Raw genomic sequence first — 13,401 nt, forward strand, 5'->3', positions numbered from 1 at the left:
TGCGGTGACGGATTGGGCGCCGGCGGGCCGGCGACCTCGGCCGGCGGGTCCGCGGCGTCAGTCGTCACGCTCGGTCAGCCGGCGGCGCCGTCCCGTCCGGACGCGCGGCGGCCGCGGGTGGCCCGGCGTTCTGGGGCCGCGCCATCCTTCTCCCGGAGGGCCTGTTCCATCTGCTCGCCCACGTCGTAGATGTGGCGGACCACGGTGGCTTCGGCGTAGGCTTGGTCGCGGCGTTTCACCGCTTCGATGATCGGGATGTGGGTCTCGGCTACGCTCTCCTGGCTGGTGTACAGCAGGCTGCTGGCGCTGATGAACAACCTGATCTGGAAGTGCAGGCCGCGCAGGACGCCATACAGGCGACGGTGGTGAGCCCTCTTGAAGATGAGCTCGTGGAAGTCGAGGTCTCGCTGGACGACGGTCTTCAGGTCGCCCTGGCGGCCGGCCCGGGCCATCTCCTTGACCAAGCGCTCCAACTCGGCCACGTCTTCGTCGGTCATGTTGGGCAGGGCCAGCCGGACGGCAAGGGCTTCGAGGACTGACCGCAGGGAGGTCAACTCGTGAATGTCCTCAGCGGAAAACGTGGCGACGTAAGTTCCCCGATTGGGGATGGACATCACCAGGCCCTCACTTTCGAGGTTCTGGATGGCCTCCCGCACGGGGCCCCGGCTTACCCCCATCTGGCTGGCCACTTCGGTCTCCGCAAGATGGTCGCCGGGCTGGAACTCACCGTTGATGATCGCCTGCCGCAGCTGGGCTACCACCTTGTCCCTCAGGTTATTGGCTTTCACCCGCTGAAACCTCGGCAAGGTTTTCTCCCCCTCTTTCGGGGCGTCTTTCGGACGGACCCCGGGACTTGGCGCCGGACTTCTGACCCTCACGATTCTGACCCGCGCGATAAGGCACCCGCGTGGGCGTACGCGTGACTAAGGCACGCCAAGAGATGACGGGCAAAGAGAACAGGCAGACGGAGATTACCAAATCCGGACGGGCCGGTTCGGGTGAGCAATATCCGTTCTGCCTGCGTGCGCCGACTAGAGTGGAACTGTTGGCGTTGGAGCGAGATCATCGAAGGTCAGATTGTCATATGTTGATTGTCAACAATCTTTGCTGATTCAAATACCCCCATTGTGGCCCAATTCCTGCTCGTTGGTCACAAAAAAGAAATACGGTAAAGTGAACAGAAGCTTATCTGGGCGCACGGCCAGACAAAAAAAGCGCCCCCGCCGCGGCGGAACGCTCTTCTTGGATCGGCCGGGACGCTTTTCTTCAGGCGGTCACCTGAGGCGGCCCCCCCGGCAGGCTGAACCAGAAGCGGGCCCCGCCCCCCCGGACGTTCTCCGCCCCGACCCGACCGCCGTGAGCCTCGACGAAGCCCTTGACGATGGCCAGACCCAGGCCGACCCCGCCGCCGGTCCGGGTCCGGGATTTATCGCCCCGGTAGAAGCGATCGAACAGGTGGGGCAAGTCTTCGGGGGCGATCCCAGGACCGGTGTCGGCCACGGCCACGGTGGCCCAGTCGCCGTCCCGGCTCATTTCGATGCTCACCCGGCCGCCGTCCCCGCTGTGGCGGAAGGCGTTGGTCAGCAGGTTCAGGAGGACCTGGCGCAGGCGGTCGGGGTCGGCCTCGACAATCGGAACGCCATCACCTTCCCTGACATCAAGGCGGATCCCCCGCCGCTGGGCCTCCGGCTCGACCACCCCGACGACGGCCCGGACCAGTGCCCCGGGTTGGAGCCGTTCCTTGCGCAGCCCCAACTGCCCGGCCTCGGCCTGGGTCAGCTCCTGAAGGTCGTTGACCAGGCGGCTCATCCTGAGGACCTCGTCAATCAGCGACATCAGGGCCGCCGGGCCAAGCTCCGACCGGCCCTCCTGGACCGTCTCGAGTTGGCTGCGGAGGATGGCCAAGGGGGTCCGGAGCTCATGGGCGATGTCGGCGACCATGTTCCGCCGTTGTTCCTCGTTCCTCTGCAGACTCTCGGCCAGGGTGTTGAAGGCCCGGGCCAAACCACCGATCTCGTCGCCGCCGGCCTTCGGCACCCGGTGGTCGAGGTCTCCGGCGGCCAGGCGATGGGCTCCGGCGGCCAGGGCAACGAGCGGACGGGTCATCCGTCTGGCCAGCCAGGCGGCGATAAGGCCGGCGGCCAGGGCCGACAGGGCGGCGCCGATGATCGTCACCCGGAGGGCCGACCGGGAGAAGTTCAGGTCGAGGGGGGCCAGACCGGCCGCGCCGCCTGATTGGACCAGGGTCCCAACGGTCCTACCCCCGGACGCGATGCCGTAGCCTGAAGAGAGCTCGGCCGGGCTGAGCGGGTCACCGAGCCTCGAACCGTCCGTGCTGCCGACGACCCGGCCGCTGGAATCGGCCAGGTAAAGGGTCTCGGTTCCGGCGGTGACGCCGGACCACCACCACCCGCGACGACCCAAACCCATCCCCATGCCCGTCCCCGAGCCCGGTCCGGCGTCCCCGGGCGGTTGCCCGGCGCCGGCGCCGCCCCCACCCATCATCATGTGGCCGGGGCCCCAGCCGGGAGTGGACATCATCGTCTGAACCCCGTCCCAGCTGCCCCTGGCCGCGTAGTAGCCGGCCAGGCTGGCCGCCCATTGTCCGAGGCGGGCCGACCGCTGGGTCTGGATGTAGCGGGCGATGAGGCCCTGGGTGGACAGCCCGGAAACCAGCCCGACGACGGAGGTGGTGACGATGACCACGGCGATGAAGGCCAGGCTCAGCCGGCCGGCCAGGGACCTGATCCGGGCGTGCTCCTTCACGTCGAATCACCGGCGGGTCCGGCCAACTTGTAGCCCACCCCATGGACGGTCACGACAAACCTGGGAACCGACGGGTCAACCTCGATCTTCCGGCGCAGGTTGCTGACGTGGGTGTCAACCGACCGCTCGTAACCCTCATAAGCGTAGCCGAAGGCCGCCTCAAGTAGCTGCAGCCGGGAAAAGACTTTGCCGGGGTGGCGGATGAGGACGCCGAGGATGGCGAACTCGGTCGGGGTCAGTTCGATCGACCGGCCCTGAACCTCCACGCTCCGGCGGTCGAAGTCGATGACGACCGGACCATGCTGGATCCGTTCCGGCGGCTCTTCCCCGCCGCCACCCGCCCGCCGAAGGACCGCCCGGATCCTGGCCGTCAGCTCGCGCAGGCTGAAGGGCTTGGATACGTAATCGTCGGCCCCCAGCTCCAGGCCGACTACCCGGTCGGCCTCCTCGGCCCTGGCGGTGATGACGATAACCGGCACCCGGCTGTCCCCGCGCAACCTGCGGAGGACCTCCAGGCCGGGCAGACTGGGCAACATCAGGTCGAGGAGGATGAGGTCGGGGGAATGTTCCCTGGCCAGCCTCAGGCCGGCCTCACCGTCCCCCGCGCCCAGCGTGGTGAAGCCCTCACGCCCCAGGTATTCCAGAACCGATTGGCGCAGCTTGGTTTCATCCTCGATAACCAGGATCGTCGGGCCCACCCGGCTCACCCCCTCTCTAAGGGAAAAAGGGAGGAGTCTCGTCTCCTCCCCCCATCGGTTTCGTTACCTCACTGGTTCGACTGGCTTGGCGTCTGGCTGGGAACCTCGTGGAAGGGGCAGATCCCGTTGGCGCCCGGGCCCATCCCGCGGCCCCGGCCACCGCGCCCGTAGCCCTGCCCGGCGTTCTCCGGCCGACCGACGGTCGTCCGCTCGATGTTCGCGGTAACGTCGGCCCTGACCGCGCTCAGGGCCTCGTCGGCTTGGGCCTGGGTGATCCGGCCGGCCTTGACCAGGCCATCCAGATTGGCCTTGCGATCGGCGACGACGGCCTCGACCACCTTGGCCTCATCCACGCCCTTGCCGGCGGCGATGTCGGCCAGGGACTTCCCGGCTTGGCGCTCGGCGGCCAGATCGGCCTGGGTCATCCCGAGAAGCTCGGCCACGCTGGCCATGATCGAGCCGCCCCAACGGCCGCCCATCATCCCGAGATGCCCCGGTCCCGCCCCGGCGACCTGGCCGCCCCTCGTGCCGGCCATGGCCGGCACGGCCGCGACGACCAGACCGACCACGGCGACCGCGGCGACAACCACCCTCAACCATCGCTTGTTTCTCAGTGTCCACACCCCCGCTGTCGGTGTCCGGCAGGGGTTCTGGTCTGCCGGCGGTTTCAGGATAAACGGCGGGCGTCAAGGATCGGTCGACGGTTTGTCAAGATTTCGTCAAGGCGCCGTTCTCTCCGTCATTCCCCGGCTTTTCCCCGTCGCCGAAGGAGACTCCCATGGCTCTGGCCGCCCTGATGAAGTCGCTGTCGTCGGGCACCCTACGGAGCGTCCCGACGGCCTCGTCCAGCGGCACCGAGACAATGTTCTGCCCGCGCAGGGCGACCATCTCGCCGAAGCGTCCCTCTTGAACCAAGCGGACGGCGGCCGTCCCATAGCGAGTGGCCAGGATCCGGTCGAAGGGTGTCGGCGAACCCCCGCGCTGCAGGTGTCCGAGGACGATGACCCGGGTCTCGCTCTTGGTCAACTCTTCGAGTTCCCGGCCGACCTGCTCGCCGATGCCACCGAGGCGGATGGGGTCCGGGCTCTCCGGGTCGACTCGGTGGACGACCATCTGCCCGCCGACCGGGGCCGCGCCTTCAGCCACCACGACGATGCTGAACTTCTTGCCGTAGGCCCGGCGCTCCTTGATCTTGTCGACCACCTTCCAGATCTTGAAGGGGATCTCCGGGATGAGGATCACGTCGGCCCCACCGGCCAGGCCGGCCTCGAGGGCGATCCACCCGGCATAACGGCCCATCAGTTCGAGGATCATGATCCGGTGATGCGACTCGGCCGTGCTGTGCAGGCGGTCCAGGGCCTCGGTCGCGGTCACCAGGGCGGTGTCGAAGCCGAAGGTCACGTCGGTGGCCGAAAGGTCGTTGTCGATGGTCTTCGGCACCCCGACGATGTTGACCCCCTTGCGCGATAGGTCCCTGGCGATGGACAGGGTGCCGTCCCCGCCGATGACGATGAGGGCGCTGACCCCATGGTCGACGAGGTTGGCGATGGCTCCCTTGGAGACGTCGCGAAAGGCCGTCTCCCCGGCGACCTCCACCGGATAGCGGAAGGGGTTGTCGCGGTTGGTCGTCCCGAGGATGGTCCCGCCTCGCGGGAGCAGCCCGGAGACGTCCTTCAGGGCCAGCCGCCGCATGCGGTTCTCGATCAGCCCTTTGAAGCCGTCCTCGATGCCGATGACGTCCATGCCGGCGGCCACCGTCGCCTTGACCACCGCGCGGATGACGGCGTTGAGGCCGGGGCAATCGCCCCCGCCGGTGAGGACACCGACGATTCGTTTCTTCTCACCCACTTGGGCGACTGAGGGACGGTCACTCGGTCCGACTGACATTCGATCATCTCCATGATCATCGGGTTTGGCCCTTGGTTACTTTGTCCGGCGGCGTGGAGTGGGGGCGAAGAGGCGCCCCGACGGAATCCCCAGCCGCTGGATCATCTCCAGGCAGTAGCCGACCTGGCCGTGAGTGCCCTTGGTGTGGCCGTCGCTGCCCACCGAGAAGGTGGCGCCGAGCTCGAGGGCCCGCTCGAGGAAGGCCTCACTCGGCAGGCGCCAGAGGCCGCTGATCTCGATGGCCACCCCGCGCTCGACGGCCAAGCGGATGACCGCCTCGGCCCAGTCCACCGGAACCTCATCCTCTAGCGACGGCAGGAGGGTGCAGTGTCCCAGGATGTTGATGGGCCAGTCGTCGAGCCCCTGGCGGAAGGCGGCCAGGGCCGCGTCGAGCACCCGCGGGCGGTCGGCCAAGGCCGGCGAGGGCTGATATTCGGGGTTGTACCCGAGCCGGTGGTTGAAGTAGTTGATCAGCGAATGGTACTCGCCGCCGATGGTCAGTCCATGGAGGCTGCCAATCAGGTAGTCGGCTTCCTCGAGGACGCGGATGGGCCAGGTCAGAGGGATCCCCAGGTCGACCTCGAGCCCGCGGAGGAGAACGTTGCGGTCGGCCGCCGCGTAGTAGAGGGCGAAGTCGGCCGCCGACCTGAGGCGCCCGTGGACCAGGGCATGGTCGGCCAGTCCGCCGCGCAAACCCTTGGCCGCCAAGGCCTGGGCCACCCCCTCCGGGGGCATCTGACCGTCGGAGAAGTTGGAGTGGTTGTGGAGGTCGAGGGTCGGCGAGTCGGTCGCGTTCGTGCTCACTTCGGCCGGATGACCTCCATTCCGCCCAGGTAAGGCCGCAGGACCTCAGGGATGACCACGCTACCGTCGGCCAGCTGGTAGTTCTCGAGGATCGGGATGAGGACCCGTGGGCTGGCCAGAGCGGTGTTGTTCAGGGTATGGCAATAGCGGACCTTGCCGTCCTCGTCTCGGTAGCGGATCATCGACCGGCGGGCCTGGAATTCGTGGATGGTCGAACAGGAATGGGTCTCGCCGTAGTTGCCGCGGCTCGGCATCCACGTCTCGATGTCGTGCTTGCGGACCTGGGGCCGGCCCAGGTCCCCGCCACAAACGTAGACGACCCGGTAGGGCAGATCGAGGGCCTGTACCAGCTCCTCCGAGTTGTTCAACAGGAGGGCATGCTGGCGGCGGGATTCCTCCTCGTCGTTGCGGCCGATGACGACCTGCTCGATCTTGTAGAACTGGTGGACCCGATAGAGCCCGCGGGTGTCCTTGCCGGCGGCCCCCGCCTCCCGTCGGAAGCAGGCCGAGAAACCGGCGTAGTGCTTGGGCAGCTCGGCTTGGTCGAGGATCTCGCCGGCGTGATAGGCGACCAGCGAGACCTCGGCCGTCCCGACCAGGTCCATCCCGTTGTCCAGGGCGTAGACGCCGTCCTCGCCGCCGGGGAGGAAGCCACCGCCGACCATGGCTTCCGGCTTGACCAGCATCGGCACGTGCAACGGGACGAACCCGCGCTGGACCAGGCGGTCCATGGCGAAACGCAGGCAGGCCAGCTCTAAGAGGGCCCCCTCGTTCTTCAGGAAGTAGCTACGGCTGCCCCCCACCTTCGAGCCGCGGGCGAAATCGATGATGTCGAGCTTCTCGCCCAGGGCGACGTGGTCGAGTGGGGTGAAGTCGAAGCTTCGCGGTTCCCCCCAGCGCTTGATCTCGACGTTGTCCTTATCGTCGGCGCCTTCTGGGACATCGTCGGCCGGCACGTTGGGAATCTGCAGCATCAGCCCATCGAATTCGGCCTCGAGCCGGCCCAACTCGGGCTCGAGTTCCTTGAGGTTCCGGTCGACCTGACGCATGGCCGTCACCGCCGCCTGACGCTCTTCCGCGGCCAGGCCGGGGATCTCCTTTGAGCGGCGGTTCTTTTCGGCCCTCAGTTCCTCCACCCGGCGCTGCATCTCTCGCCGCAGACGGTCGACCTCGAGCAGCCGGTCCACCGGGGCCTCGAATCGCTTCTTCTCCGCCCCCCGCTTGACCACCTCCGGGTGCTCCCGGATAAAGGCGATGTCCAGCACGCTTTGTCCCTCCTAAAAAAACAATTCCCGCCCCACGGCCACACAGGCCGCAAGGGGCGGGTAACTTCCCGCGGTGCCACCCTTTCCAGCCGATCGGCCCCCACCGCTATGGTGCGGAGTCGGACCGGCCCTCATCCCGGCGTTAACGGGCCGGGACCGTGCGGCTTTCGCCGATACCTCCGGGGCGGATTTGGCCCGTTGCCGGCTCGCACCAGCCGCCGGCTCTCTGGCTTCAGGCTTACTTGACCCCTTCACTGGCCTTACCAAATCGTGTCACTATAATAACACGTCACCCCGGGGTCTGCAAGCGCGTCCGGTAGGCAGGTGTCGCGCGTCCGGTAGGCAGGGAAACGCGTCGGGCGACCCTCAGGTCACCTGGTGGCCAGCCACTCCTTGGCCGCTTCGAGGTCGTCGAAGAGGACGAGCTGCCGGCCGCTGAACCGGACCACCGCGCTGTAGAGGATCTTCAACAGGCCGGTCACCCCGACCACCGCCGCCGCCTTGACGTACGGCTTGTTGAACGCGGTGAACTCCTTCATGGCCGCGGCCATCTCCCCGTCGTAATGGGCGCCGGTCACGTCGGTGACGGTCAGGACCGAGTTGGGCGGTTCCTTCGAGATGAGCTGCTTGGCCTCGTCCATCGCCCCGAAGATGGCCCTGCCGTCGCCCGAATGGCTGAAATCGAGCCTCATCATCCGCTTGCCCTTGTGTTCAATGAACCCGATTCGCCCCATGGTCAATCCGCCTTTCAGGGGTTTGACTGCCCCGGGACGTCCGGTTCGGACCCCGGATCGCCCGGCTTTGGTCCCTGTCTTGGATATCGGCGTTTGACTGAATTTTCTTGAGTGCGAAATATGTTAGGCGGGCGGAATATGCGGGAAGGGTGCCGGCGGCGGTGACCCATCCGGCGGAGAAGCCCGGGCGATCGGCTACGGGGACCCGCCCTCGGCCCGCGCCGGTCGGCCGGTCGTCGCCGGCACGGATTGGAGATAGGCGATGGCCGCCGTGATCAGCACCGCTCCGACGATCTGGATGGAAGTGAGGACCTCCCCCAGGACGATGAAGGCGGCGAGGGAGGCGACGACCGGCTCGAGGGTCCCGACGACGCTCGTCTCCGTGGCCGTCAGGGCCCTCAGCCCGAAAAAGTAGAGGCCGAACGGGATGACCGTCCCGAAGGTGATGGTGTAAAGAAGGACGGCCCATTCTGACCGGTCGAACCCGCTTCGGATGATGGTCAGCGGGGAACGGACGAGGGAGAAGGCGACGGCCCCGAAGATCAGCGAATAGAGGAGCATGGTCCACGGGGGGATGACGCCGGCCCGCTTCTTCCCCCAGATCGTGTAGAAGCTCAGGAAGAAAGCCGATGATAGGCCGGTCAGGAGGCCGATCGGCGTGATCACCACCCGGCCCTGGCGGCCGAGGAGGAGGAGCCCCGAGCCAAGGACGGCGACAAAGGCCGCGTTGCGCACGGCCGGCCGCATCGACTCACGGCTGACCAACGATGAATAGACGGCGATCGGCACGGGCGCCAGGAACTGCAGGAAAACGGCCGTGGCCACGGTCGTTTGGGTGATGGTGAAGTAGTACGAGGCCTGGACGCCGGCCATCCCGACGATCCCGAGAAGGATCAGGTAAGGCAGGTCGCTGCGCCTGACGACCAGAAGGCGGCGATCCGAGACCAAGAGGATCAGACCCGTCAAAAGAGCCCCCAGGAGCAGGCGGGCTTCGACGATGATCAGCGGGTCGACCTCACGGTTTGAGAGATACTTGGCGACCATCCCACCGATGCCGAACAGCGATGCCCCGGCGAAGATGCTGAGATAGCCGCCGATCTTGGAGAAGGTCTTGGAGGACGACGGTTGGGGGGTGGACGTCCGCGGGCACCTCCCGGCGCGATGGATCGGCCTCATTCGTTCTTCGACCCGTGGACTTGACCCTCCTCCACCGCCGATGGGAGATCAGCCCGCGCCAGCCGCCCTGGCCGCCCGTCCAGCGGACGCCGGCGCGGACTGGATGTAGATGATCGAGGCCGAGATCAGGACGGCCCCGAGGACCTGAACCACGGTCAGAGTCTCCCCCAGGGCGATGAAGGCGGCCAGCGAGGCGATGACCGGTTCGAGGGTCGAGACGATGCTGGTCTCGGTGGCGCTCAGCACCCGCAGCCCCATGAAGTAGAGGCCGTGGGGGATTACCGTCGAGAAGACCACGGTGTAAGCAAGGTAGGCCCATTCGGCCCCACCCAGCCCGGAGCGGAAGGCGGTCAAGGGTGAACGGACCATGGAAAACCCGATGGCCCCGAAGACCAGCGAGTAAAAGAGCGTGGTCCAGGGGTGGATGACGCCGGCCCGGCGCTTCCCCCAAAGGGTGTGGAAGCACAGGAAGAAGGCTGACAAAAGCCCGGTCGCCAGGCCGGCCGGGGTGATCACCAGTCGGCCCTGGCGGCCCAGAAGAAGGAGCCCGGAGCCCAAGACGGCGACGAAGGCGGCGTTGCGGACGGCCGGGCCCAGTGGTTCCCGTCGGACCAGGGACGAGTAGATGGCGATCGGCACGGGTGCCAGGAACTGCAGGAAGATCGCCGTGGCCACGGTGGTCTGACTGATCGTGAAGTAGCACGTCGCCTGAGCCCCGGTCAAACCGAAGACTCCTAGGATCGCCAGGTAAGGGAGGTCTTTCGGCCTGACCACCAGGAGGCGGCGGTCATAGACCAGAAGGAACAGGCCCGCCACCAGGGCGCCGAAGGTCAGGCGGAACTCCACCACGACCAGCGGGTCGACGGCTCGGTTGAAGAAGAACTTGGCGAGGCTCCCGGCGACGCCCCAGAGGGTGGCGGCGGCAAATACGCATAGGTAGCCTGGTGTCTTGGAGGGTAGTTTGGACGGCAAGGTCTGCGGTGGCGCCTCCAACCTTTGGTTACGTGGCCCTTCGCTCTCGACCGGCCATCAGGGCGTGGTTATTCGCCGCTACGGCCCAGTTACCTGCCCAGCATCGCATGCCGCCGGCGGGCCGGGGAGATATTAAGCCTGACACGACCCGAGACGCGCGCTGAAGGCGTCCGGGCACGAAGGCAGGAGGGGTCGCCGTTGGCCCGAAGAATCGCTATCATCATCGTCGTCCTGGCGATGATCACCGTCACTTTCGGGTGCTCCCTCGCGCGCGGCTCGCAGAAGCCATCCCCATCCACCGACGAGATTCGGACGATGGTTCAGGATGAGCTCAGCGGCCCCAGCGGTCAGGAGGCCATCAAGAAGGCGACCAGCCGCGAAGAGATCCAACCCTTGATTACCCAGGCTCTGAATTCGCCCGATATGCAGAAGGTCTTGCAGCAGGCCCTGACCAAGCTGATGACCGGCCCGGACGCCAAGAAGCAACTGACCGACATCGTGACCAAGTTGATGTCCTCTGCGGACGTCAAGAAGGCCCTTGCCGACGCCGTCACCAGTTCACTGACGGACATCATCAAGAAAGGCTCGAGCGGTGGGGGCGGCGGTACGTCTGGCGGTGGCGGTGGTTCCTCGGGCGGCGGGAGCGGGGGCGGCAGCAGTGGCGGCGGGGGTTGAGCCGGCCGGGGGATTTGAAGTCGGCACAGAAAAGGAGAGGCCGGCGGCCTCTCCTTCGTCGTTCAGTCAGTTCCGCGACCGGGGCCTTCCGGCCTCACTGCCCGCCGGGCTTCACCTGTGACGCCTGCACCCGTTGCAGGTTGGTCAGGGCCTTGGCGTTGGACGGGTCGAGCAACAAGGCCGCCAGGTATTCCAGCCTGGCCTGTTCACGCCGTCCGGTGACCTCCAGGATCAGGCCGAGCAAGCTGTGGGCCGAGGACAGCTCCGGGTCCCCCTTCGGGTAGAGCGAGATGGCCTTCCTGACTTTGTCCTCGGCCTCCTGGAACTGGCCGGATGCGCCGAGGGCCCAACCCAGATTATGCAGCGCCCGCGGGTTGCCGGGAGCCGCCTCGACCGAAGCCTGGTAGGCGGCGATCGATTCCTCATAGCGACCGAGTTCCCAGCACGCCCGGCCGATCCCCATTTGCAGCTCGGCCTGTTGCGACCGGGAGGCCAGGGGCAGGGCCCGCCTCAGCCAAGGGATGGCGGCGGCGAAATCGCCGGAGTCCAGGAGGGCCTTGCCACGGCCGGCATAGTCGGCGTAGATGGACTGAAAGGCGAAGTTGAGGAGCCCATCGGCCTGCGCGCCGGCCGGGTCGCCGCTGGCCTTGAGGGCCGCGCGGGCGGCCTCCAGGTCGATGACGGCCTCGTTGATCCGTCCCAGGGACATCTTGACCGCCCCAAGATCCAGGCGGGTGACGGCGTCAGTCGGGTTCCGCCCCAGGGAGACCTGGAGGGAGGTGATGGCGTCACCCGGCCGGCCGAGGCGGAAGAGGGCCTCCCCGCGGAAGCGGTAGGCCTGAGCGACCATCGTCCGGTCGACCGAGCCGGCCAGGGTGATGACCCGCTCGTAGGCCTTGAGCGCCTCTTCCCACTGGTCGCCGCGGGCGTACAGGGCGGCCAGTTCCCAGTGGACGAGGCCGTTCCCGGGGTCGGCTTGGGCGCCCTGGGTCAGCCGGGCCCTGGCTTCGTCGAAGTCACCGTTCTCGACGGCCGACTTCCCGGCCACATAGAGAGCCATGTTGAGGGTGTTGTCCGAGCGGTGCCGGGCAAGGGTGACGTAGGGCTGCCCGAAGAGAGTCACCGCTACATCGGCCTTCTGATGGGCCACGTCCGGCTTCCCCATGGCCAGGTCCAAGGCGGCCGAGGCGGCCCAGGCCTTGGCGTTGCGGGGGTTCAGCCGGATGGCCCGTTCGTAGAGCTTGGCGGCCGGCTCGACCTGTCCGGACATGGCCGCCTGCTCGGCCGTCTTGAGCAGCCCGTACGACCGGCCGGTCAAGGCGGCGGCGATTGAGTCGTCCGGGACGACCAGCGGCCACTGCAGGATGGCCATCGCCAGGAGGGCCGGCAGATAACCCGACCGTGGGCGCCACCGGATCAGTCCGATCGCGACGGCCAGGATGGATATCGTCGGTAGCTGGTCCACCGCCCCCTCGGGGCCGTCGATCAGGGCCAGCAGGACGAATCCGGTCAGGAGGGTCCCCAAGCCGCCCAGGACGCCCCGCAACCACTTCGAAGTCAAACTTCCACCGCCTTGCCCCCTGGATGTCCGGCACGGATACCGGCACCCAAATAATCGACAAAGCGGGGGGGAAATTTTAGGGGGCGGCCCTGAGAGGCCGTCCCCGTTGATTTTCGCGGGTCACGCTGAGGCGTCTGGCCGGGGCCCCGGTCGGCCCGAGCCCCGGGTCCTTGGGCCGCTCGCCGGGCTCAGACGACGCCCAGGTCGGCGAGGTCCCGGGGATGGGCCCCCCGGTTCAAGGCCACCAGCAGATGAGCGACATAGGAGCCGACGGCCGCCGCGTCTTCAGTATGGACGTAGTGCGGGGCGACGGCGTCGAAGAGGATGTTGGCCGACCCGGGAAGCTCCTCGTCGGCCCCCCAGACCTGGATGGTCAGGAGCAGTCGGGGGAAGAAGGGCACCCTGACCGTGCAGTCGGCCCTGCTCACGGCGGGTTCCCCGCCGAGGAGCCGGGCCGCGTCGGCGAGGCGCGCCGGAGCACCGGAGAAGCCGGCCAGCAAGGTGGCCAGGGCGTAGCGCGTGAAGGCGCCGTAGAAGACCTGTCCGTCGGGCAACTCCCGGTAGGGCACCAGCCGCCCCGTCTGAGCGGCGCCGTCGGCCCTGGCCAGATGGTTCAGGGTGATGATGGCCAGGGAAACGTTGGGCTCGAAGTCCGTCCCCCGGAAGCGGATTCGCCCGTCGGGATGGGAGACTTCGAACCGATGGCCGAGGCAGGCGATGGCCAGGCGGCCGTCGGCGAGGGCCCCGCCGGCCAGTTCGGCCATCTCGGACGGATCTGCGGCGGCGAACCCGCGGACCGCCTTGTCGAGGGCCGCCGCATAGCACCCGACCCGGGTGCGCTGGTAGTGGTCGAGGCGGATCAA

The 13,401-nt window shown here is 67.4% G+C and carries 13 protein-coding genes; 1 reads left to right on the top strand and 12 read right to left on the bottom strand.

What is annotated here, in order from left to right; translation table 11 throughout:
* Window positions 1-74: 74 nt before the first annotated feature.
* The 10 genes from VGL40_13640 to VGL40_13685 form a co-directional block, all read right to left on the bottom strand.
* A complete protein-coding gene (locus VGL40_13640; protein ID HEY3316306.1) occupies window positions 75-806 on the bottom strand; it encodes a GntR family transcriptional regulator in 732 nt (243 codons plus the stop codon).
* 460 nt (window positions 807-1,266) lie between these two features.
* A complete protein-coding gene (locus VGL40_13645) occupies window positions 1,267-2,766 on the bottom strand; it encodes an ATP-binding protein (protein HEY3316307.1) in 1,500 nt (499 codons plus the stop codon).
* Entirely contained in the window at window positions 2,763-3,464 is a 702-nt protein-coding gene (locus VGL40_13650) for a response regulator transcription factor (protein ID HEY3316308.1), read from the bottom strand. Before VGL40_13650 ends, VGL40_13645 begins: the two co-directional genes overlap by 4 nt.
* Window positions 3,465-3,532: 68 nt before the next feature.
* The gene (locus tag VGL40_13655) at window positions 3,533-4,060 is read right to left on the bottom strand and encodes a hypothetical protein (GenBank protein ID HEY3316309.1); all 528 of its coding nucleotides are present in this window, start codon (window positions 4,058-4,060) and stop codon (window positions 3,533-3,535) included.
* A gap of 112 nt (window positions 4,061-4,172) precedes the next feature.
* The gene (locus tag VGL40_13660) at window positions 4,173-5,351 is read right to left on the bottom strand and encodes an ATP-dependent 6-phosphofructokinase (protein ID HEY3316310.1); all 1,179 of its coding nucleotides are present in this window, start codon (window positions 5,349-5,351) and stop codon (window positions 4,173-4,175) included.
* Between the two features lie 36 nt (window positions 5,352-5,387).
* Window positions 5,388-6,155, bottom strand: coding sequence for a PHP domain-containing protein (locus tag VGL40_13665; GenBank protein ID HEY3316311.1), 768 nt, complete (start codon window positions 6,153-6,155; stop codon window positions 5,388-5,390).
* On the bottom strand, window positions 6,152-7,420 hold the full coding sequence (gene serS / locus VGL40_13670) for a serine--tRNA ligase (protein HEY3316312.1): 1,269 nt from the start codon (window positions 7,418-7,420) through the stop codon (window positions 6,152-6,154). The genes VGL40_13665 and serS overlap by 4 nt, the downstream gene beginning before the upstream one ends.
* Window positions 7,421-7,791: 371 nt before the next feature.
* Window positions 7,792-8,154 (bottom strand): hypothetical protein, encoded by a 363-nt coding sequence (locus VGL40_13675; GenBank protein ID HEY3316313.1) that lies wholly within the window; start codon window positions 8,152-8,154, stop codon window positions 7,792-7,794.
* A 195-nt stretch (window positions 8,155-8,349) separates the two neighbouring features.
* On the bottom strand, window positions 8,350-9,330 hold the full coding sequence (locus tag VGL40_13680) for a DMT family transporter (GenBank protein ID HEY3316314.1): 981 nt from the start codon (window positions 9,328-9,330) through the stop codon (window positions 8,350-8,352).
* A gap of 48 nt (window positions 9,331-9,378) precedes the next feature.
* Window positions 9,379-10,302 (bottom strand): DMT family transporter, encoded by a 924-nt coding sequence (locus VGL40_13685; GenBank protein HEY3316315.1) that lies wholly within the window; start codon window positions 10,300-10,302, stop codon window positions 9,379-9,381.
* A gap of 198 nt (window positions 10,303-10,500) precedes the next feature.
* On the opposite strand from VGL40_13685, the gene VGL40_13690 reads away from it, so the two are divergent.
* Entirely contained in the window at window positions 10,501-10,977 is a 477-nt protein-coding gene (locus VGL40_13690) for a hypothetical protein (protein ID HEY3316316.1), read from the top strand.
* A 94-nt stretch (window positions 10,978-11,071) separates the two neighbouring features.
* Here the strand turns inward: VGL40_13690 and VGL40_13695 are convergent, their stop codons facing one another.
* Together VGL40_13695 and VGL40_13700 are read right to left on the bottom strand one after the other, a co-directional pair.
* Window positions 11,072-12,538, bottom strand: coding sequence for a tetratricopeptide repeat protein (locus tag VGL40_13695; protein HEY3316317.1), 1,467 nt, complete (start codon window positions 12,536-12,538; stop codon window positions 11,072-11,074).
* A 188-nt stretch (window positions 12,539-12,726) separates the two neighbouring features.
* Window positions 12,727-13,401: a DUF3786 domain-containing protein gene (locus VGL40_13700; GenBank protein HEY3316318.1), complete on the bottom strand. Its 675-nt coding sequence runs from the start codon at window positions 13,399-13,401 to the stop codon at window positions 12,727-12,729.

It is taken from the genome of Bacillota bacterium, from assembly GCA_036504675.1.
Taxonomy (GTDB): domain Bacteria; phylum Bacillota; class Sulfobacillia; order JAJYWN01; family JAJZPE01; genus DASXUT01.